Annotated in this window: 21 protein-coding genes and 1 tRNA gene; 21 read left to right on the forward strand and 1 reads right to left on the reverse strand. The window is 43.2% G+C overall.

Annotated features, from left to right (window positions below):
* Nucleotides 1-348 precede the first annotated feature (348 nt).
* The 20 genes from yabG to VK097_RS04205 all read left to right on the forward strand — a co-directional run bounded on the left by yabG (nucleotide 349) and on the right by VK097_RS04205 (nucleotide 18,658).
* On the forward strand, nucleotides 349-1,218 hold the full coding sequence (gene yabG / locus VK097_RS04110; protein WP_324210534.1) for a sporulation peptidase YabG: 870 nt from the start codon (nucleotides 349-351) through the stop codon (nucleotides 1,216-1,218).
* Nucleotides 1,219-1,442: 224 nt separating this feature from the next.
* Nucleotides 1,443-1,703 (forward strand): biofilm formation stimulator Veg, encoded by a 261-nt coding sequence (veg, locus tag VK097_RS04115; RefSeq protein ID WP_324210535.1) that lies wholly within the window; start codon nucleotides 1,443-1,445, stop codon nucleotides 1,701-1,703.
* 186 nt (nucleotides 1,704-1,889) lie between these two features.
* Nucleotides 1,890-2,060, forward strand: a complete 171-nt coding sequence (locus VK097_RS04120; RefSeq protein WP_324210536.1) for a small, acid-soluble spore protein, alpha/beta type — start codon at nucleotides 1,890-1,892, stop codon at nucleotides 2,058-2,060.
* A 172-nt stretch (nucleotides 2,061-2,232) separates the two neighbouring features.
* On the forward strand, nucleotides 2,233-3,090 hold the full coding sequence (gene ispE / locus VK097_RS04125) for a 4-(cytidine 5'-diphospho)-2-C-methyl-D-erythritol kinase (protein WP_324210537.1): 858 nt from the start codon (nucleotides 2,233-2,235) through the stop codon (nucleotides 3,088-3,090).
* A 72-nt stretch (nucleotides 3,091-3,162) separates the two neighbouring features.
* Nucleotides 3,163-3,972: a pur operon repressor gene (gene purR / locus VK097_RS04130; RefSeq protein WP_324210538.1), complete on the forward strand. Its 810-nt coding sequence runs from the start codon at nucleotides 3,163-3,165 to the stop codon at nucleotides 3,970-3,972.
* Between the two features lie 143 nt (nucleotides 3,973-4,115).
* Nucleotides 4,116-4,406 (forward strand): septation regulator SpoVG, encoded by a 291-nt coding sequence (spoVG, locus tag VK097_RS04135; protein WP_324210539.1) that lies wholly within the window; start codon nucleotides 4,116-4,118, stop codon nucleotides 4,404-4,406.
* 412 nt (nucleotides 4,407-4,818) lie between these two features.
* A complete protein-coding gene (gene glmU, locus VK097_RS04140; RefSeq protein WP_324210540.1) occupies nucleotides 4,819-6,198 on the forward strand; it encodes a bifunctional UDP-N-acetylglucosamine diphosphorylase/glucosamine-1-phosphate N-acetyltransferase GlmU in 1,380 nt (459 codons plus the stop codon).
* Between the two features lie 15 nt (nucleotides 6,199-6,213).
* Entirely contained in the window at nucleotides 6,214-7,167 is a 954-nt protein-coding gene (locus tag VK097_RS04145; RefSeq protein WP_324210541.1) for a ribose-phosphate diphosphokinase, read from the forward strand.
* A gap of 129 nt (nucleotides 7,168-7,296) precedes the next feature.
* Nucleotides 7,297-7,944, forward strand: a complete 648-nt coding sequence (locus tag VK097_RS04150; RefSeq protein WP_324210542.1) for a 50S ribosomal protein L25/general stress protein Ctc — start codon at nucleotides 7,297-7,299, stop codon at nucleotides 7,942-7,944.
* Between the two features lie 164 nt (nucleotides 7,945-8,108).
* On the forward strand, nucleotides 8,109-8,669 hold the full coding sequence (pth, locus tag VK097_RS04155) for an aminoacyl-tRNA hydrolase (protein WP_324210543.1): 561 nt from the start codon (nucleotides 8,109-8,111) through the stop codon (nucleotides 8,667-8,669).
* 125 nt (nucleotides 8,670-8,794) lie between these two features.
* Nucleotides 8,795-9,025, forward strand: a complete 231-nt coding sequence (fin, locus tag VK097_RS04160) for an anti-sigma-F factor Fin (RefSeq protein WP_324210544.1) — start codon at nucleotides 8,795-8,797, stop codon at nucleotides 9,023-9,025.
* Between the two features lie 80 nt (nucleotides 9,026-9,105).
* Nucleotides 9,106-12,630 carry a transcription-repair coupling factor gene (gene mfd, locus VK097_RS04165; protein WP_324210545.1) on the forward strand — a complete coding sequence of 1,175 codons (3,525 nt, stop codon included), beginning with the start codon at nucleotides 9,106-9,108 and terminating at the stop codon, nucleotides 12,628-12,630.
* A gap of 236 nt (nucleotides 12,631-12,866) precedes the next feature.
* Entirely contained in the window at nucleotides 12,867-13,403 is a 537-nt protein-coding gene (spoVT, locus tag VK097_RS04170) for a stage V sporulation protein T (protein WP_324210546.1), read from the forward strand.
* A 164-nt stretch (nucleotides 13,404-13,567) separates the two neighbouring features.
* The gene (locus VK097_RS04175) at nucleotides 13,568-15,148 is read left to right on the forward strand and encodes a putative polysaccharide biosynthesis protein (RefSeq protein WP_324210559.1); all 1,581 of its coding nucleotides are present in this window, start codon (nucleotides 13,568-13,570) and stop codon (nucleotides 15,146-15,148) included.
* Nucleotides 15,148-16,599 carry a bifunctional methyltransferase/pyrophosphohydrolase YabN gene (gene yabN / locus VK097_RS04180; RefSeq protein WP_324210547.1) on the forward strand — a complete coding sequence of 484 codons (1,452 nt, stop codon included), beginning with the start codon at nucleotides 15,148-15,150 and terminating at the stop codon, nucleotides 16,597-16,599. Before VK097_RS04175 ends, yabN begins: the two co-directional genes overlap by 1 nt.
* A gap of 5 nt (nucleotides 16,600-16,604) precedes the next feature.
* The gene (locus VK097_RS04185) at nucleotides 16,605-16,862 is read left to right on the forward strand and encodes an RNA-binding S4 domain-containing protein (protein ID WP_324210548.1); all 258 of its coding nucleotides are present in this window, start codon (nucleotides 16,605-16,607) and stop codon (nucleotides 16,860-16,862) included.
* A 59-nt stretch (nucleotides 16,863-16,921) separates the two neighbouring features.
* Nucleotides 16,922-17,221: a sporulation protein YabP gene (gene yabP, locus VK097_RS04190; protein WP_324210549.1), complete on the forward strand. Its 300-nt coding sequence runs from the start codon at nucleotides 16,922-16,924 to the stop codon at nucleotides 17,219-17,221.
* The gene (gene yabQ, locus VK097_RS04195; protein ID WP_324210550.1) at nucleotides 17,218-17,817 is read left to right on the forward strand and encodes a spore cortex biosynthesis protein YabQ; all 600 of its coding nucleotides are present in this window, start codon (nucleotides 17,218-17,220) and stop codon (nucleotides 17,815-17,817) included. The genes yabP and yabQ overlap by 4 nt, the downstream gene beginning before the upstream one ends.
* Nucleotides 17,818-17,823: 6 nt before the next feature.
* A complete protein-coding gene (locus tag VK097_RS04200; protein WP_324210551.1) occupies nucleotides 17,824-18,204 on the forward strand; it encodes an FtsB family cell division protein in 381 nt (126 codons plus the stop codon).
* A gap of 73 nt (nucleotides 18,205-18,277) precedes the next feature.
* A complete protein-coding gene (locus VK097_RS04205; RefSeq protein WP_324210552.1) occupies nucleotides 18,278-18,658 on the forward strand; it encodes a S1 domain-containing RNA-binding protein in 381 nt (126 codons plus the stop codon).
* Nucleotides 18,659-18,928: 270 nt separating this feature from the next.
* Here the strand turns inward: VK097_RS04205 and VK097_RS04210 are convergent.
* Nucleotides 18,929-19,002, reverse strand: a tRNA-Met gene (locus VK097_RS04210).
* A 311-nt stretch (nucleotides 19,003-19,313) separates the two neighbouring features.
* Here VK097_RS04210 and spoIIE point away from each other — a divergent pair.
* On the forward strand, nucleotides 19,314-21,764 hold the full coding sequence (gene spoIIE / locus VK097_RS04215) for a stage II sporulation protein E (protein WP_324210553.1): 2,451 nt from the start codon (nucleotides 19,314-19,316) through the stop codon (nucleotides 21,762-21,764).
* Nucleotides 21,765-21,892: the final 128 nt, after the last annotated feature.

A 21,892-nucleotide genomic window follows, 5' to 3' on the forward strand; every position in this document is an offset into this window, starting at 1 on the left:
TGCCACGTCCGGCTCCAGCGCCCAGCGACTAGCGTGACTTCCTTCACCTCCGTCCGATAAGTCAACAGCGGCTCCCTATGGTCGCCGTGTTTCCTTTATCTCCTGCGGTTCAGTCCAGTCCGTACGTCGCTAAACGGGCGCTTGCGCCTTTGTTCTTGTTGTTAAGCTGTTTTCCTAAAAACTGTTGCTTCGTGACGCCTATAGCCTATATTTTCTCTGTTTAAAGATTAGACACAAGGCAGGCTCTGATTTCATAGCCTGTAGGTAGATATATATATGCCTTTTACTGGCACAGTGGAGGAAAAGTTCCCACTGCATCATCCGGATTAGAGGCTATGAGGTGGATTTATGAGTTTTTCAGCAGGTGAACGCGTCACGCGACAATCACATAACCATGATTTATTGTTCCGTATTGCATCCGTCACCGGGGACACTGCTATCCTTCATGGTGAAGATATGCGTCTTGCAGCAGATGCGCCTTTGGATGATCTGGTGCGTGTCGGACAAAGGGATCTAAAAAGGCTGAAACAGAAGGTGAAGGAGCAGGAGGAATATTCGTACCGGCTGTTTCGGCAGGATTACCAGTTAATGAAAGATAAGCGCGAGTATCAGTCAGGCAACGGGTATCAGCACACAGCCGGTTTTTTTCAACTGCCTGCGAAAGTTCTGCATATTGATGGTGACCGTACGTATCTCAGGAAATGTACCGAATTGTATCAGAGAGTTGGTCTTGAAGTCCATGGTGTCTATGTCCATGAAAAGGAAATGCCGCAAGAAATTGGTTCGCTCGTCGACGCCATTCAGCCTAATATAATTGTAATCACAGGTCATGATGCATTTTCAGGAAATAAAGGGCTGAAAAGTGATCTTCGAGCCTACCGTCATTCAAAGTATTTTGCCGAAACTGTTGAAAATATAAGAAAAAAGAATCCCCGGCTGGATGATCTGGTGATATTTGCCGGTGCCTGTCAATCACACTTTGAGTCGCTTATCCGGGCTGGAGCGAACTTTGCAAGCTCACCCTCCCGCATTAACATTCATGCACTGGACCCGGTTTATATTGCAGCAAAAATCGCATATACACCGTTTATGGAGAAAGTGGGAGTATGGGATGCTCTCCGCAATACATTAACCGGTGAGAAGGGGATGGGAGGCGTGGAAACAAGGGGTCTTTTACGCACAGGGATGCCTTATATACCAGAGGAAAATGATTATTAATTTACCTGTTAACAGAGGAATCGGTGTCACGCCGGTTCCCGTTACATCAGACTTCAAATGCTCTGCCACTGCAGTATACATAATTTGTAAAGAATTTGCCACAATATACAGTGAAGGACGATTTTTCTTGTTGACATCTAAAAAGCTATGCTGTTATAATATAAAGTTTTACTTGACTGTTATACAAGCATATGCTACCATTGTATCTAGTGAGGTGGAGTATAGTGGCAAAAACATTAATCGAAATCAAGCAAGGTCTTGAGGGTCATGTCGGCCAACGGTTGCGTTTAAAAGCGAACGGTGGCAGGCGCAAAACAATTGAACGCTGCGGCATATTAGCAGAAACATATCCTTCTGTTTTTATCGTTGAATTGGATCAGGACGAGAATGCATTCGAACGTGTTTCATACAGCTATGCCGACGTATTGACCGAGACAGTGGAGTTGAATTTTCAGGATGGGAAAGCAATGATTGCAGAGCAGTGAACTTGGGTTTACTGCTTTTTTAGTTGATATGCCTTTTCAGTTTTAGAATGATATCCAAATAATATGCGAAAACCTCCAGTAATAAATATTTCCTTTTTTGTATATATATAACGGGTGTTTCTTTCAGCAATCTCCATAAACTATAGATGTCGTAAACACTCTTGATGGGAAAGGGGATATTCTTTCATGGCCAGACGCGGCGGAGCAATGTCAGATCAGCTGAAAGAAGAAATTGCAAAAGAGTTAGGTTTTTACGACACAATTCAGAAAGAAGGCTGGGGCGGCATCAGAGCAAAGGATGCCGGTAATATGGTGAAACGTGCAATTGAAATGGCTGAGCAAAACATGAAGTCATAAGGCAAGCCCTTACAGGGGTTTGCCTTTTTTATTCCGCATGTAAGACTTCCACATACTTAAAGGTCGCTACTGCCTTGTGAATATGATACAATTTGCTGTAGTTTTTACATTATCGGAAAATACGCAAACTCCCTCGAAAAAGTTAAGTCTCCATACAGAGTGGGTGATAGAGATGGTTTTATATGAAAGGGCGCCGGCTAAAATTAACTTATCACTAGATGTTCTGGGAAAACGCGAGGATGGATTTCATGAAGTTGAAATGATTATGACAACTGTAGATTTGGCTGACCGAATCGAGCTGTATACGCTTGAAAGGGACAGAATAGAGGTCTCCACTGACAGCCAGTATGTCCCTAACGATGAACGGAATATAGCTTATAAGGCGGCTCTTAGTTTTAAAAATAAATATCAGGTGTATCAGGGTGTCCGCATTGACATTCAAAAAAATATCCCTGTGTCAGCAGGACTCGGCGGCGGAAGCAGTGACGCTGCTGCAGTGCTGCGCGGTCTTAACCGGATGTGGTCGGTTAATGCGCCTTTGGATGAATTGGTTGAACTTGGTGCGGACCTCGGTTCTGATGTGCCTTTCTGTATTTATGGCGATACCGCGATCGGGACAGGCTATGGGGAGGAAATCCGTATACTGTCCTCACCACCGCCTTGCTATGTTGTGCTGGCGAAACCGAATATTGGAATATCCACCCGACATATTTTCCCAAAAGTTATTCTTGACACACTTTATCACCCACAGACAGATGAAGTTATTCAGTCTTTGGAAGAAAAGAATTTCGAAAAGCTGTGCAATCACATCGGTAATTCATTGGAAGGTGTGACGTTTCCTCTATATCCGGAAGTAAAGCGAATCAAAGAAAAAATGCTTCAGACTGGTGTGGACGGTGCCGTTATGAGCGGGAGCGGCCCCACTGTTGTGGGCCTTGCGAGACATTTCAGCAAAGCAAAGCGTGTTTATAACGGCTTAAGAGGTTTTTGCGATGAAGTTTACATCGTGCAGTTACTTGATCGGCGCTAAGCATTTGATTAAACACGTATATTAATGATATATTTATTTAAAACATTCGGATATTGAACTTGAGGTGGCTATATGAAACGAAGTGATCGGTTAGTATCATTAACGAACTACTTTCTGGAAAATCCTAAAGAGCATACGTCATTGCCGTACTTCAGCGATAAATACGATGCAGCCAAATCATCAATCAGTGAAGACCTGTCGATTGTTGACCGTGTGATGCAGGAAGAAGGGAACGGTCATTTACATACCCTTCCCGGAGCATCAGGGGGCGTCAGCTTTATACCTGATTTCTCCCGGGAAAAAGCCAATCAATTTATTGATGAGCTCTGCCATAATTTGGAAGATACCAGCCGCATACTTCCTGGCGGCTATTTGTATATGAGCGATATTTTAGGTGATCCAAAGATGGTGAATCAGATTGGCCGTGTGTTAGCCTCGGCTTTTTCCCATCTGGAAATTGACGTGGTCATGACTGTTGCGACTAAGGGTATCCCGCTTGCTTATGCAACAGCATCAGTCCTGAATGTGCCTGTCGTTATCGTTAGGCGTGACCCGAAAGTGACAGAGGGGTCTTCTGTCAGTATCAATTATGTTTCAGGTTCATCCCGAAAAATCCAGACAATGGTGCTGCCAAAACGGAGCTTACAGGATCACGCCAATGTATGTATCATTGATGACTTTATGAAAGCAGGCGGAACGATTAATGGCATGATGAGTTTGCTGGATGAATTTAATGCAAAGGTGCAGGCAATCGGTGTACTGGCAGAAGCAGATGATGAAGAAGATGAACGCGAAGTGGACAGTTTCACGTCTCTGGTAAAGATTACAAATGTGGATATGAAACAAAGAACCATTGAAGTCCATCATGGAAATTTCACTTAAGATGTGCGTGGTCGCAGTGATTTGTCACCCCTTTTTGAAAAAAGGCAATATTTTCTAAAACTTTTTTATTGAATAAGCAGGAATTCTTATATTTTTGTTGAATTATGGTAATAAGTTCAAAAGGGAAAAGGTGGTGAAACATCATGGAAGTTACTGACGTTAGATTACGCCGCGTGAACACAGAGGGGAGAATGCGGGCAATTGCATCGATTACCATGGATGAGGAATTTGTTGTCCACGACATCCGTGTTATCGATGGCAACAACGGGTTGTTTGTGGCTATGCCTTCCAAACGCACCCCTGACGGTGAATTTAGGGATATTGCCCACCCTATCAATTCTAATACTCGCGGTAAGATTCAGGATGCAGTATTAGAAGAATATCATCGTGCCGGAGAAACATCGGAAAAATACGAGGAAGCTGGGGCATCCTAAATTTATAATAACCAGAAGGACTGATCTGCGGGTTAGCCCTTCTTTTTTACCCCGTCTTAACGGACGGCAAGCCCCCACTTCAATGTTTCAAGGAATCCAGGAAAAGTTAAGTGGGGGGCTGAATGAAGCTTCATTGATTCTTTTTTCGGCTTTTTCATTACATCCGTGGGGTATAAAACTTTTTTTCAGATATTTTTATCAGCATCAATCCTTCATTTTTCTTCAAATACATTCCCTTGACGTACTTATCCCCATATAACGGACAGCAACCTGCCGCCCTTAAAGCCCGATTCTGCTCAACTAACAATCAATGGGAAAAAACGCCCCATTGAATGAAGTTTCGCTTTATCTGTTGAAAATAACGTTTTTTTAAGATATATTCATAATGGATAAATGGAATGGAGGATTCCCCATGGCAAATCGTTATGCTGTGATTCTTGCTGCAGGACAGGGAACCCGAATGAAGTCAAAGCTATATAAAGTGCTTCATCCGTTAATGGGCCGTCCCATGCTGCAGCATGTGATCGAACAATTAAAACCTGTGAATCTTGACAAAATGATAACCATCGTCGGCCATGGTGCGAAGAAAGTTACCCAATATATCGGCGACGAGAGCGAAATGGTTTTACAGGAAGAACAATTAGGGACAGGCCATGCTGTATTACAGGCCGAAGACTTACTTAGAAACAAAGATGGAACAACCATTGTCGTCTGTGGAGATACTCCGCTGATTACCAGCGAAACGTTTCAGGCGCTATTTGATCATCATGAACAGGAAGGAGCCAAGGCTACAGTCTTAACCGCAAAAGCGCCGGATCCTTCAGGTTATGGCAGGGTCATTCGCAATGATCAGAATGAAGTGGAACGGATTGTTGAACATAAAGATGCAGAAGGTTCAGAACTTCAGGTGGACGAAATCAATACAGGTACATACTGTTTTGATAATAAAATGCTTTTCGAAGCACTTCAGCATGTATCGAATGATAACGTGCAAGGTGAATACTATTTGCCAGATGTCATCGAAATCCTGCAAAGCCGGGATGAAAAAGTAAGTGCATTTCAGACACCTGACTTTGAAGAAACACTGGGCATTAATGACCGTGTAGCACTCGCCCATGCAGAAAAAACACTAAAAAAACGTATTAATGAAGAGCATATGCGGAATGGCGCAACACTGATAGACCCGGACAACACATACATCAGTCCGGATGTTACGATCGAACAGGACGTTTTGATTCACCCAGGCTCTATCATTAAAGGGGAAACCACCATCCAAGCAGATGCTGAAATTGGACCGCATACGGAAATTGATAACTGTCATATTGGACAAGGAAGTATCATTAAACAAAGCGTTGCCAGGGACAGCCATATAGGCGACCGGGTGCATGTTGGCCCTTATTCACATGTGCGGCCGGAAGCATCCATTGGCAATGGGGCAAAGATCGGCAATTTTGTTGAAGTGAAAAAATCATCTTTGGGTGATAATAGCAAAGTTTCTCATTTAAGCTATATCGGCGATACTGAAGTTGGAAACAATGTAAACATCGGCTGTGGGACGATTACGGTTAATTATGACGGGAAGAATAAATATCTGACAACGATTGAAGATGATGCATTTATCGGCTGTAATTCCAATTTAATTGCACCGGTAACTGTCGGGGAAGGCTCTTATGTTGCTGCAGGTTCCACGATCACGAAGAATGTGCCTGACGATGCATTATCAATTGCCCGGGCAAGACAAGCAAATAAAGAGGGTTATGCATCACGAATCAGAAATCAAAAAAAGGACTAACGGAGGGTTAATTTCATGGCATCTGGCTATAAGGATTCAATGTTAAAGGTGTTTTCACTGAACTCAAACCGGAAGCTGGCTCAGGATATTGCAGATCATATCGGGACAACATTGGGAGAATGTACAGTAGCCACTTTTAGTGACGGAGAAATTCAAATTAATATTGAGGAGAGCGTCCGCGGCCGCGACGTATATGTTATTCAATCGACTTCATCACCAGTTAATCAGCATATGATGGAAGTGTTGATTATGATAGATGCCCTGAAGCGTGCGTCTGCTAAATCCATCAATATTGTCATGCCATATTACGGCTATGCCAGACAGGACCGCAAAGCACGTTCAAGGGAACCGATAACGTCTAAGCTTGTAGCTGACCTTCTGGAAACAGCCGGTGCCGATCGGGTAATCACCCTTGATCTGCATGCGCCGCAAATCCAAGGCTTCTTCAATGTGCCAATTGATCACTTGCAAGGCGTGCCGCTGTTGGCCACCCATTTTGAGAAAATGGAGTTTGAAGATATTATCGTTGTTTCGCCTGATCATGGCGGTGTGACCCGGGCAAGGAAGATGGCGGATTATCTCAAGGCCCCAATCGGCATTATAGATAAACGCCGTCCGCGTCCGAATGTATCGGAAGTGATGAACATCGTCGGTAATATCGAAGGCAAGACAGCAATCCTCATTGATGATATCATTGATACAGCAGGTACGATTACGGCAGCTGCCAATGCATTGGTCGAAAATGGCGCCAAGGAAGTTTATGCATGCTGTACACATCCTGTTTTATCAGAACCTGCACTTCAACGCATAAACGATTCCAAAATCAAGGAATTGGTTGTCACGAACTCAATCCCGCTGACCGAAGATATGAAGAGCGAGAAAGTTACAGAGTTATCTGTTGCACCGCTGATTGGTGAAGCAATCACCCGTGTTCATGAACTCAAGTCAGTCAGTATTTTGTTTGACTAAATACAGAAATAGTCGATGTGTTTTGTATAAAGCGTTAAATTATGTTTTAATAGAAACGTTATTGAAAAAAGAATTTGCCATATAAAACCTGAGCAAATTCAGGTTTTGAAATAATGGAGGGTGATAAGAATGGCAGTAACATTAAAAGCAACAAAACGCAACGACCTGAGGAAATCTGCTACAAAGCAGATCAGACTGGATGGAGATGTCCCATCAGTTGTATATGGAAAGGATAATGAACCAAAGGCTATTTCCGTCAATAACATTGAATTAGTCAAAACAGTACGTGACGAAGGAAGAAATGCTATCATCTCACTTGATGTTGAAAATGACACACCAGTCGATGTTATGCTGCATGAATATCAGACGGATCCATTGAAAGATGAACTGATTCATGCCGACTTCTACGTCGTTAACCTTGAAGAGAAAATGGATGTATCAGTGCCTCTGACACTCGATGGAGAACCAGTTGGTGCGAAAGATGACGGTGTCCTGCAGCAGCCGTTATATGAATTGCAGGTACGTGCTAAACCGGCAGATATTCCGGAAGTCATTACTGTTGATGTCACTCAGATGAACATTGGTGACACCCTCACAGTCGAGGACCTTCCAAAAGCAGACCTCTATGAAATAACCGAGGAACCGGATACGGCAGTGGCTACTATTGTGCCGCCGGACACTATGGATGATATAGAAGAAGAAGCGGACGAAGATGCAGAGCCGGAACTGGTTGGTGCTGAAGATGACTCTGAAGACGAAGAGGAAAAAAGCGAATAACATGTTAAGCAACAAACCCTCCTAGTCAGCAGATATTAGGAGGGTTTTGCTTCATTCAGTCTAAAAGAGGTTGTTCAAAAGTCCGGTACAAATGACACATCGAGTTTACGCGAATTAAAAGACAATAAGACGTGATAAAATAATGCCATAAAGGAAGTAGCAAAATGAAATGTATCGTGGGTCTGGGCAATCCAGGAAAAAAATATGCTAAAACCCGTCATAATGTCGGATTTATGGTCATTGATGAACTGGCTGAACGTTATGACCAAAAGTTGAAAAAGGATAAATTTAACGGCAAGTCGACCGTGGAGATGTCTGGTGGTGAAAAAATCATACTGCTGCAGCCTCAGACATTTATGAACCTCTCCGGAGAGTCAGTCCGCCCTTTAATGGACTTTTACCAAATGAAACCTGAAGATATTCTGGTTGTTTTTGATGACCTTGATCTGCCGGCAGGGAAAATCCGTCTGCGTCAGAAAGGTGGTCATGGCGGGCACAATGGTATCCGTTCGATTATCGACCATGTCGGCACAAAAGAATTCAACCGTTTGCGTATCGGAATCGGGAGACCGGATACCGCTATGCCTGTGGTCGATTATGTATTAAAGCCATTTTCAAAAGCACAGCAGGAGGATGTTAGATCAAGCATCGATAAAGGCGCTGATGCGTGTGAAGCATGGATGCAGCAGACGTTTGCCAAGGTTATGAACGATTTTAACAGTTGATAGGTCCTTAACGAATGAATTTCCTGGCCTTTTAGCCATCTTTCTGAACCATCATCACATAAGTATAAATATACGCTTTTCGGATAAACTTTAGGATACCCTGTGTTTATTCGAGGAGGAATTATATGGCAATCGTCTATAAATGCAGACATTGCGGCCAGGAAATCGGCAAACTGGATCAGCAAATGGTCGATACATCAATGCTCGGGCTGGATCAGTTATCATCTGAGGATAAACGTGATATGATTAGCTATGAAGCGAATGGTGGCATAACAATAAAGTCCATCTGTGAAAGCTGTGAGGAGTCACTTGAGAGTCTTCCACAGTATCATGAACTGGACTATTTTATACAATAATATAATATATTGGGCAAAAAGCTTTGGTTCCCTAAACAACGGTAATCAAGGCATTTTTGCACGTAAACAGGTGGGGAAAAATGAAGGGAATTCATGAATTTTTACGATCGAAAGAAGATGTATCATCCGTTATAAATGGCATATCGGACGGGATGAAGGAACAGCTGGTTGCCGGCCTTTCGGGTTCTTCCCGGAGTCTTTTTGTATCCATTATCAATGAATCATTCGAAAAACCTGTTTTGCTTGTAACGCATCAACTTATACAAGCACAGCAGCTGTATGATGATTTAACGGCATTTACGGGTGAGGAGCATGTCCATTTATATCCTGTCAATGAATTGATCGCTTCGGAAATTGCCGTTGCGAGTCCAGAACTGAAGGCGCAGCGTATTGAGGCATTAACTGAATGGTCGCAAAAAAAATCAGGAATCCTGATTGCACCGGTAGCAGCATTAAAGCGCATGCTGCCGCCGACCGATTATTGGGTCCGATATCAGCTAAACTTTCAAGTTGAAAAACAAATTGACTTGGATGCATACCTGTCATCGCTTGTCGACATGGGTTATGAACGGGTTTCAATGGTAACCGCACCGGGTGAATTCAGCCGGCGCGGCGGCATTATTGATATTTACCCCGTTACTGAAACACATCCGGTGCGTATTGAACTGTTTGATGATGAAATTGATTCGATTCGTTTTTTTGATGCAGAAAGCCAGCGCTCCCTGGATAAGCAGACTGCTGTTACAATCGGCCCGGCAACGGAAATGCTGTTGACGGAGGAAGATAGATTGACAGCTGCCCAGCGTCTTGAGGCAGCGTTAGCTGAGTCACTGAAGAAAGCGAGCTCTCAGGAAGCAAAAGAGACATTGGCCGGGACGATTGAGCATGATATCGAGCGTTTGAAAAACTTGGAACATTTTCAGGAAATGTATAAATATATTGGCTTCTTCTATAATAATCCAGCTAGTCTGCTAGATTACTTGCCGTCAGATGGATTAATGATTTTTGATGAAATGAGCAGAATCCAGGAAACAGCAACCAGTCTTGACGCAGAAGAGGCTGAATGGTATAGCAGCTTGCTCGAAGCCAATAAAATGGTCCGAAACAGCCATTTTTCATATGACTGGAACTCGGTCTGGGACAGTATTTCGCATCAACGCATTTATATGTCTGTATTCCTGCGTCATATTCCGAATACACAACCGCAAAATATCGTTAATTTATCAACAAGAGCGATGCAGGAGTTTCATGGGCAGATGCACCTGTTGAAAAATGAACTCAAACGTTGGGAGAAAGGCAATTTTTCTGTAGTAGTTCTGGCGCCGAATGCGGGGCGGGCTGAAAAGATACAATCCATATTCAAGGATTATTCGATTGAAGCGGATGTGGCAAGCCAGCTTGAACTGCCAGTGCAAAGACCAACGATAACGGTCGGTGAGATCAGCAACGGCATTGAATTCCCGATGCATAAAATTGTGCTGATTACGGAAAACGAACTATTCAAAAAGAAAACAAAACGCCCGCGTAAAAGACAGAAGATTTCCAATGCAGAACGCATCAAAAACTATCAGGAATTAAAAGTGGGCGATTATGTCGTTCATGCACACCATGGAATCGGTAAGTACTTAGGAATCGAAACACTGGAAATGAATGGTTTGCATAAAGATTTTATGCTGATCAAATATTCCGGTGATGATAAGCTGTATGTGCCAATTGATCAGATTGATCTTGTTCAGAAATATGTCGCGTCGGAAGGCAAAGAACCAAAGCTGTATAAACTGGGCGGCAGCGAGTGGGCCAAAGTCAAGCGGAAAGTGCAGTCCAACGTGGAAGATATCGCGGATGACCTTATTAAACTGTACGCGGAGCGGGAATCCCGAAAAGGGTATGCATTCAGTGAAGAAACGGAATTGCAGAATGAGTTTGAAGCTACCTTCGCGTATGAGGAAACTGAGGATCAGCTGCGTTGTATTGCTGAGATTAAAGCAGACATGGAAAAAGAACGTCCCATGGATCGTCTGCTTTGCGGCGATGTCGGGTATGGCAAAACCGAGGTGGCCATCCGTGCTGCTTTTAAGGCAGTGGCAGATGGGAAGCAAGTGGCCATCCTTGTCCCGACTACCATTCTGGCACAGCAGCATTTTGAAACGATTCAGGAACGATTCCAGAACCAGGCGGTTGAAATTGGCATGCTGAGCAGGTTCCGTACGCGGAAACAGCAAAATGAAACAATCGAAGGGCTTCGGAAAGGAACTGTCGACATTGTAATCGGGACTCACCGGTTATTATCAAAAGATGTGATCTATCGTGACTTGGGCCTTTTAGTTGTAGATGAAGAACAGCGATTTGGCGTCAAGCATAAAGAAAAAATCAAACGGCTGAAATCAAATGTCGATGTGCTTACATTGACTGCAACCCCAATTCCAAGAACATTGCACATGTCGATGCTTGGAGTCAGGGATTTGTCGGTTATTGAAACTCCGCCGGAAAATCGTTTCCCGATCCAGACGTATGTGATGGAGTACAATCCTGTCTTTGTGCGGGAAGCTATTGAACGGGAATTGGCACGCGGCGGTCAGGTATTTTTCCTCCATAATCGGGTGGAAAACATTGACAAAGTGGCGAGAGACCTCGGCATGCTTGTTGATGACGTCCGGATTGCTGTTGCTCACGGCCAGATGAATGAAACAGAACTTGAAAATATCATTTTTGCGTTTCTGGAAGGCGAGTATGATGTTCTCGTCAGCACAACGATTATTGAAACTGGTGTCGATATCCCGAATGTCAATACATTAATCGTCAACCAGGCGGACCGGATGGGGCTCAGTCAACTTTATCAGTTAAGGGGAAGAGTCGGCCGTTCCAATCGGGTTGCCTATGCCTATTTCACCCATAATCAGGATAAAGTGCTTAGTGAAGTGGCAGAAAAACGGCTCGAGGCGATTAAAGAGTTCACTGAACTTGGCTCTGGTTTTAAAATTGCCATGCGCGACTTATCAATCCGGGGTGCGGGTAATCTGCTCGGTTCACAGCAGCACGGATTCATTGATTCTGTAGGATTCGATATGTATTCGCAAATGCTGAAAGATGCGATTGAAGCGCGCAAATCAGGAAAAGAACTTGATGAAATCGAAACACTGGAGCCGGAATTATCGCTTACATTGGATGCCTATATACCAGATACGTATATTGATGATGAAAAGCAAAAAATTGATATATATAAACAATTCCAGTCGATTACATCATCTGAAGCTATTTCGGATCTTCGAGATGAATTGATTGACCGTTTTGGGGATTATCCAGAAGAAGTCGCGAATCTGTTTGTTGTGTCGTCATTGAAAAGACAGGCAAAACACCAACGGATTGAATCAATCAGTGAGAAACCGAAGAAAGTTGAAGTGCTCGTTAGTCAAAACCGCAGTCAGCAAATTGACGGTTCAAAACTATTTACCCTGGCCAATCAATTTGGGCGGGAAATTCAGCTTGGAACGGAAGGCCAAAAACTAAAAATCATGTATAAATGGAGCAAAGATGCACAGCATCAGCGATATGAAATACTCGAAAACTTTATCAGTCAGCTGTCTGACGTTGATAGGTATGATTAAAATCCATAGGAATTGTTAAACAAAAAAAGTTGTTATGGACCTGCAGTGGGCGTTTGCTCATGGGGAGGTTGAAGTGCAATTCTAATAAAAAAAGCATAACCTCCGTTTATAAACGATGTATAGTTCTTTTAAGATGTTTCATACTAAACTCACAACTGGTGTTTTTTCTCATGGAGGTAACGTCTGAAAACACGTGCACCAGGAACAATCATCATAGAAAGTGAGGGCTTCCTAACATGAAAGCAACAGGAATTGTACGTCGCATTGATGATTTAGGAAGGGTAGTCATTCCAAAAGAAATCAGAAGAACGTTGCGTATCCGCGAAGGTGATCCATTAGAAATATTTGTTGACCGGGAAGGTGAAGTTATTTTAAAGAAATATTCCCCGATAAGTGAGCTGAGTTCTTTTGCAAACGAATATGCAGAAGCACTGTTTGATTCGCTCAACTACCCGGTTTTGATTTGCGACCGTGATGAGGTTATTGCTGTGGCAGGCGAGTCAAAAAAAGATTACTTAAATAAGAGTATCGGTTCACAGCCGGAAAAGACGATGGAAGACCGTACAATGGCCTATGAAACAGAGCCATCTGCTGCTGAGCTTATCAAGGGACAGGAAGAAGAGCTCGATTCGTATTGCATCAGTCCGATTATTGCCAGCGGCGATCCAATCGGCTGTGTGATGTTATTTTCAAAAGATGGCCATAAGCTGAGTGATGTTGAACAAAAATCGGTCCAGACAGCCTCAAGTTTTCTGGCAAGACAAATGGAATAATCAACGGACTATGTTTTCTTAGGTAACATACTCATCTGATTGGAAAAAGTGCCATTATTTTTTAAAAATAAGGCGCTTTTTTCGTTTGCGTAACGGTTGTACAGCATGCCTCTTTTCTTATGCTATAATAAATACAAATGTTTTTCTGGAGAAAGGCGTCTGTGATGGGTGAGAATGAGCGTAACAAACTGATGAAAGGTGCTTTACTGCTGACATTGGCAAGCTTCTTCAGTAAGCTGCTGAGCGCCGGATACCGGGTTCCGCTGCAGAATCTGACTGGGGATATGGGTTTTTATATTTATCAGCAAGTATATCCGTTTCTTGGTATCGCTATGATTGTAGCTTTATATGGTTTCCCTTCTGCCATATCAAAAATGACAGCTGATTTTAAAGCACAAGGGAAAGGGGTTTCGCTCCGGTCTTTCTATCTGCCGGTCTTTCTGATCATGCTGCTGATGTCGGGCAGTGCCTTTCTGTTTATGTTTTTCAATGCAGAAGAAATGGCTGTATGGGCAGGGGACACCAGGATGAGGCGTACATATGAACTGGCTGCCTTTATCTTTCTGCTGATTCCTTGTTCTGCCCTCTTGCGGGGTGTATTTCAGGGCAGGCAGTTAATGAAACCGACAGCGTATTCCCAAATGGGCGAACAACTGACGCGCGTTCTTTTGATTATTGCTGCTGCCATATGGGTTTACATCTGTCCGGAAGATATATACAGTATTGGAGAGGCAGCTGCTGTTGCCTCGATCATAGGCGCCTTGACGGCCATTGGCATTCTTCTTGTTTTCTTTTTCCGCTGCAGGCCATCAGTAAAGCAGCAATTGATGGTCCCATGGCAGTATTATGTGAAAACATTGCTTGTTTTAGGCTTCACTGCAGCATTGAATCATATGGTTCTGATTATTATTCAGCTTGCCGATACATTCACACTTATTCCAAGCCTGCAGGAATTTGGACTCTCCAAACGTGAAGCAATGGAAGCAAAAGGCGTCTTTGACCGCGGGCAGCCGCTCATTCAGCTCGGAACGGTTCTGGGATCATCATTTGCATTGGCATTAGTCCCCGCGTTATCGGGAGAAAAATTGAAGAGCGGGGCTAAAGCAATTGATGATTCTATCCGGAGTGCTCTGCATGTCAGTTTTTATTTGGCGGCGGGGGCAACAACAGGATTAGTGATGATTTTTCCCGAGGCAAACGTACTTCTGTTTCAGGATGATAGCGGAACGGGAAGTCTGAGAATACTGGTTATCGCCATTTTGCTCAGTTCTGTAGGCATAACTGCCGCCTCCATTCTGCAGGGAATGGGTTTTATGAAACGGACAGCGGGTTTTGTTTTAATTGCTTTTTTCCTGAAATGGACCGGTAATCAGGTGCTGGTGCCGCTGTTCGGGATAACCGGGAGTGCAGCGGCCACTGTGCTTGGCCTGGTTGCTTTTGCCACCATGATGATCATGGCATTAAAACGAAAACTGCCTGATCTTAATCCGGTAAACCATTTGAATTGGACCGCACTTGTTATAGCTTTAACAGGGATGTCAGTTTTTTTAGCCGGGATGGATTATCTGATTGAACCGATTACTTCGAGAACCTCCTTATTATTCTATGTGATGTGCATTTCAATTGCCGGTGCGATTGTCTATCTGGTTTTGCTGCTGCGGCTCAGGGCTTTTACAGAAAAAGAGCTGTCCATGTTTCCGTTTGCCCGGGTTTTGACTCGAATACATAAAGAGAGGGATCGTTAATGCGTCATAGAATCGAAATTATCGGACTTGGTGCCGGTGATTTGGACCAGCTAACACTTGGTATGTATAAAAAATTAACCGGTCAGGATACGCCGTTGTATGTACGTACGGCCGGCCATCCGGTTATGAAGCAATTAGAAAAAGAAGGCGTCACCTTCACACCCTTCGATCACATTTACGAAACAACAGATCAGTTTGGCAATGTGTACCGGCAGATTACCGATACACTGCTGGAAAAAGCACAGAACAGTTCCATTGTCTATGCGGTCCCCGGCCATCCGATGCTTGCTGAAAAGACGGTACAGCTATTGTTGGAGCAAGATGATGTGCCGGTAAAAATTGCAGGAGGTCACAGCTATCTTGATGCTTTGTTCACATCATTGAAAATTGATCCGATTGACGGCTTTCAATTTGTTGATGGGACTGGGTTTGACCGCAATCAATTAAATTATCGTCATCATATTATTTTCAGTCAGGTGTATGACCGGTTTATCGCATCAAACATTAAGCTTGAACTGCTTGACGATTTGCCGCCGGATTATCCGGTGAAAATCGTTGAGGCAGTCGGCACCGGACAGGAAAATATAATTGACATTCACTTGGAAAAGCTCGACCATGCTTTGTCCAGCGTTAATAATCTTATTTCCGTTTATGTTCCACCCGTACCGGAAGAGATGCTGCATCATACGTTTACGCGCCTGCGTGAGGTCATTGCCGCATTAAGAGCTCCTGATGGTTGCCCGTGGGACCGTGCCCAGACCCATGAAACACTGCGGGAATATGCCATTGAAGAAGTCTATGAATTAATCGAAGCGATTGACGAACAAGATGATGACGGCATAATAGAAGAACTGGGTGACATGCTGCTGCAGGTGATGCTCCACAGTCAGGTCGGTGAAGATGATGGTTATTTTACCATTGATGATGTCATTCGTTCGATCACCGATAAAATGATCCATCGGCATCCGCATGTGTTTAAAGATCAATCGGCCGATACTGTTGATGCTGTTTACAGAACATGGGACGCACTGAAACAAGAAGAAAAAGGCGATCAGCGGAACTCGGTGCTGGACGGTATACCAGCGGGGCTGCCGCAGCTGGCAAAGGCATTTAAACTGCAGAAAAAAGCAGCCAAAGTCGGGTTTGGCTGGGATAATATCCAGGATATATGGAAAAAACTTCAGGAAGAATTGGATGAAGTGCAGGAGGCAATCAATACACAAAATCAGACGGAATTGGAAAGCGAACTTGGTGATGTATTGTTTGTATTAGCCAACATATCACGGTATTATAAAGTAAATCCGGAAATAGCATTGAATCAGACGAACCGGAAGTTCATGTCGCGTTTTTCCCATATTGAAAAGCAATTACAGACAGAGGGCAAAGGCATTGGGGAAACTACCCTGGAAGAAATGGATTATTATTGGAACCAGGCAAAAAGAAAAGAGTGATAGCATTGCGGCTTGATAAATTTTTGAAAGTGTCGAGACTGATTAAACGCCGGACACTGGCAAAGGAAGTGGCCGGGCAGGGACGTATTACTGTTAATGGCAATCCCGCAAAGGCTTCAACGGTCTTGTCGGTCGGTGATGAAATGGTGATCAGATTCGGCCAGAAAGTGATGACGCTTAAAGTGACGTCATTAACAGAAGCAGCAAAAAAAGATGATGCGGATAACTTGTATAAAGTAATCAGTGAAGAGAAAGTGAATTAGCATAGTTCTATACTTGTCCTCGTTATCATACAGTGATAGTGATAAGGAGGGCGAAGTGTATGAATTATTATGAACAGCAATCCGTTAATCGGACGGAGCAGGAACATACTGTAACAGTTAAAAACCGAAAAAACCTGGAGATAACCGGTGTCAAAGAAGTCGATAGTTTCGACAATGAAGAGTTTTTACTGGAAACGGTCATGGGATACTTAATCATCCGCGGGCAAAACCTGCAATTGAAAAACCTGGATGTGAGTGACGGCGTTGTCACTATCAAGGGTAAGGTGTACGAGCTTTCCTATGTAGATGAACATCATCAGGAGAAAGCTAAAGGATTCTTTAGCAAGCTATTCAAATGACGCTCGATGTGCAGTTCATAACGATGCTTTCCATGATTGCCGGGGGGTTTTACCTGGGGATTGCGCTGGATACGTTCCGGCGTCTCTCCGTAACCTGGAAGCAACGTGTATTTTTGAAATACTTTATGGAAATCAGTTTTTGGCTGACGCAGACTTTGCTGTTATATTATGTTTTATTCCAAGTGAATAGCGGTGAATTGCGTTTCTATGTGTTCATTGCCGTTCTGCTGGGTTTTGCCATGTACCAGGCAGCAGCTGCCAAAACATATAAGCAGCTGCTGGAACATATGATCAGCATTTCTATTCAGGTTTATCAATTCCTGGAAAAGATGGTCAAAATCATAATTATTGCACCGATCAAATTCATTTTCCAATTGATTATGACGGTTATTGTATTTACATTAAAAATACTGCTGAATATGATACGATATAGCTTATCAATTGTTTTGATCCCGATATTTTGGATCGTTCGAATGATTTTTGGAATGCTTCCTCAAACAATTCAAAAAAAGTTACACAAAATAGCAGGGTTTTATAGTACAATAGAGAATACATTCAAGAAATGGATAAACAATCTCATCTCTAAGAGGAGGTAGATGTCTATGTCTTTAGAGGAAAAAAATGTAACACGATTAGATTCGAATTATATGCAGCAGTATGATGCCTACATAGGAAGACAAAAACGCAAGAAACAGCGTCTTAGACGCCGACTGGTATTATTTTCAATCGTAGTGTTAATCGCTTTCGGCAGTTTAGCCGCCTACCATTTCAATCAGCGGGCGCTCCATGCCGAAAAAAAAGAGCAGTATGAACAACTCCAGAGCGAGATGGCATCACTTGAAAAAGAGGAACGGAATCTGAAGGAAGAAATTAACCTGTTGAACGATGAGGAATACGTATTGGATATCGCGCGGACCAATTACTTTTTCTCAAAAGAAGGCGAGTTAATTTTTAACATTCCTGATGAAAAGCCCTCTTATTGACACGCTTTTACAATACTGTCTATAATATATAAGAAGTATACTTTTCAAAATTCTAAGGAGGAGCACTTTCTTTATGTCAATCGAAGTAGGCAGCAAGCTGCAGGGAAAGGTAACCGGTATCACTAATTTCGGAGCCTTTGTAGAAATTGAGGAAGGAAAAACGGGCCTTGTCCATATTAGTGAGGTTGCCGACAACTATGTGAAGGACATTAATGATCACCTGAGCGTTGGCGATGAGGTAACGGTCAAGGTGCTTAATGTTGAAAAGGATGGTAAGATTGGTCTTTCCATCAAAAAGGCTAAGGATAGACCGCCACGTCAGCGGAATCGTCAACGTACGGAATCTTTTGAATCAAAAATGAATAAATTTCTTAAGGATTCGGAAGACCGTTTAGCCTCTTTGAAAAAGCACACGGAATCCAAACGCGGAGGTCGAGGTGCTAAAAGAGGATAGCAGTTTGCTGTCTATGAAAAATTGATGATAAAGTGAAACTTCATTCAGTGGACCGTTTTTCCCCACTGAATGTTAGTTGAACAGAATCGGACATTAAGGACATGCGGGGTAACTTTTCCCATAAATAAAAAGCAGGTGCTGCGATTTTGTAAGCAGCACCTGCTTTTTATATGGTTTTTAGGCGAAAATGTTCGCCCGCAGTCGGATTCAGAATTAGCCCCGTCATAAAAAAAGGAAATCGACGAACAGCCGATTTCCTTTTTATCTTAATGGCGGCGGAGGGATTCGAACCCCCGACTCTACGGGTATGAACCGTATGCTCTCGCCAGCTGAGCTACACCGCCAAATTCAGTCACAAAAAATATAATACAACAGCAAAACCTATGTGTCAACAGAAATTTTATCATTGAAACAGAAAACATATACGGAATTCGGCTGACTCTCCAATTTTCATAACATCAGTTACGGCTCTTCACCAGTACTCCAGAAGATAATGACAAAAAGATGACACCACTAAACAGAATACGGAATCTGTGTAGAAAATAGCTTGTCCGCTTAGAAACCAGTCGAACGATTTTTTGAATCCGCCCTGTTGTTTTGACAAAAAAAGATTGCATTATGTGATTTAATGAGTGGCAAGAGGGAGTGGTATTGTATGATAAATTCAATTTCACGCGCGGAAACCAAAGCACTTGGTGTTAACCAGGGGCTCCTGGAAAAACTTCGCATCAGATTCTCCGCACAATTGAAATCGTTGCTGTTGGAAAAAGGATGGTTATTTTTTCTTGTCGGCTTTTTGCTTGGACGAGCTATCATTCTATCCGTGGTTTCTCCATTTGCGGTTGCTTTTTTAGCCGGGATCTGGCTTATACATAGGGAGAAAGCCGCGAAAGTGATGCTTGCTGTTTTAGCCGGAGCCATCAGTTATTCTGTCACGCATGGGGTATTTATTATGCTGGCGATGACCCTGTTTATTTTTATGGCCGGCATTTTTAAGAATTTCAGCAAACAGCAAGTACTGCTGCCTGTTTTTGTTTTCTTTTCAACAGTAGCCCCGCGGTTGTTCATTTATTCGCTTTGGGGGCAGCTGTCATCTTATGAATGGATGCTGATGTTGGTAGAAGGTGTTCTGGGAACCGTCCTGGTATTAATCTTTATGCAGAGTATTCCATTATTATCACCACAACGTTTTAAACCCGCATTAAAAAATGAGGAGATTGTTTGTTTGATTATACTCCTGGCATCGATTCTCACGGGAACGATCGGCTGGGAAGTCTATAATGCCTCCATTGAACAAATTTTCTCCCGGTATTTTGTACTGCTGCTTTCATTTGTCGGGGGTGCGGCTATCGGATCAACCGTTGGCGTTGTAGCGGGACTTATTTTGTCGCTTGCAAATGTTGCCAATCTGTATCAGATGAGCTTGCTTGCCTTTTCCGGACTGCTTGGCGGGCTTCTCAAGGAAGGCAACAAAGTTGGTGTCAGTATCGGACTGTTGGTCGGAACGTTTCTGATTGCAATTTATGCTGATGTGGCAGGGGTTATACCGTCACTTACCGAAACGTCGATTGCCATTGTATTGTTTCTGATTACGCCATCAGGATGGATAAAAAAGCTGTCCCGCTATATACCGGGGACCACGGAACACTCTAATGAGCAGGAGCAATATCTGCAGAAAGTCCGCAATGTTACAGCTAAACGTGTTGAGCAATTTTCTGATGTTTTTGAAGCGCTGTCAAAAAGTTTTTCATCGGTGGAAGAAACAGATGAAGACGGCATTAATGCCAGGCGGGAGACGGACTATTTTCTGAGCCAGGTGACTGAAAAAACCTGCCAGACCTGTTTTATGAAAGAACGATGCTGGGAGCAGCAATTTGATAAAACGTATTCGTTAATGGAGAACTTAAAGAATGATCTGGCAGATGGAAAAGAACCGAATCACAAATCGGTTCGTGACTTTGAGAATCATTGTGTCAAAAACAAAAAAGTTATGGATACGATGAAAGATGAAATTTCATTTTTTGAAGCGAATAAAAAATTGAAGAAACAAGTGATGGAAAGCAAACGCTTTGTCGCTGACCAGCTGCAGGGTGTGTCTGAGGTCATGGATGATTTTGCAAACGAGATTCTTAAAGAACGGGAGCATCACGAAAAACAGGAAATGGAAATTATTGATACGCTGACAAATATGGGAATCGCATTGGAAAAGCTTGATATCTACCGGCTGGAAAAAGGGAATGTAGATTTGGAGATGACATTATCTTTTTATGAATATCATGGAGAAGGATCGAAGCTGATTGCGCCGGTACTATCTGATATTCTCAATGAAATGATTATCGTGAAAAAAGAAGACGTATCACCATTTCCGAACGGATACTGCCAACTGGTATTCGGCTCGGCAAAAGAATATGTCGTCGATACGGGGATTGCCAATGCGGCAAAGGGAGGCGGACTCGTCTCAGGGGACAGTTACCGCACAATTGAACTTGGAGAAGGTAAATATGCCATGGCCATCAGTGATGGAATGGGTAATGGCACTCGTGCCAATGAGGAAAGTGAAGAAACTTTACGATTGCTGCAGCAGATTTTGCATACAGGTATACCGGAGAGTGTCGCGATCAAGTCGATCAACTCTATCCTGTCGTTAAGAACAACTGATGAAATGTACGCCACGCTGGATCTTGCGGTCATTAATTTGCATAATGCGTCAGTTAAATTTCTGAAAATTGGTTCTACCCCAAGTCTGATTAAACGGGGGGATGAAATCATTAAGGTTGAGGCGAGTAATCTGCCGATGGGAATCATTCAGGAATTTGATGTCGATATCGTCGGTGAGCAATTGAGATCAGGTGATATTTTAATCATGATGAGCGATGGTATCCTGGACGGGCCTAAGCATATTGAAAATATTGATATGTGGCTGAAACGAAAAATCCGGAATATGCAGACAGACGACCCGCAGGAAATGGCTGATTTAATATTAGAAGAAGTTGTTCGGACAAGAGGAGGTGCAATTGAGGATGACATGACAGTGATTGTTGCCAAAGTGACGAAAAATTCGCCGCAATGGACTTCGATTCCTGTTTATGCAGACCAGGCACAGTAAATATGCCTGAGGGTAGTCTGATACAACCGCGAGCAGTTGCGGCATCAAATTATCTTTGTTTGCATAACTGTCATCTCCCAGGTATATTGGCTGCCATTTATGGTGATGATGGTAGTGGATATAAGGGA

The sequence above is a fragment of the Lentibacillus sp. genome (genome assembly GCF_035301675.1).
Lineage (GTDB): Bacteria > Bacillota > Bacilli > Bacillales > Amphibacillaceae > Lentibacillus.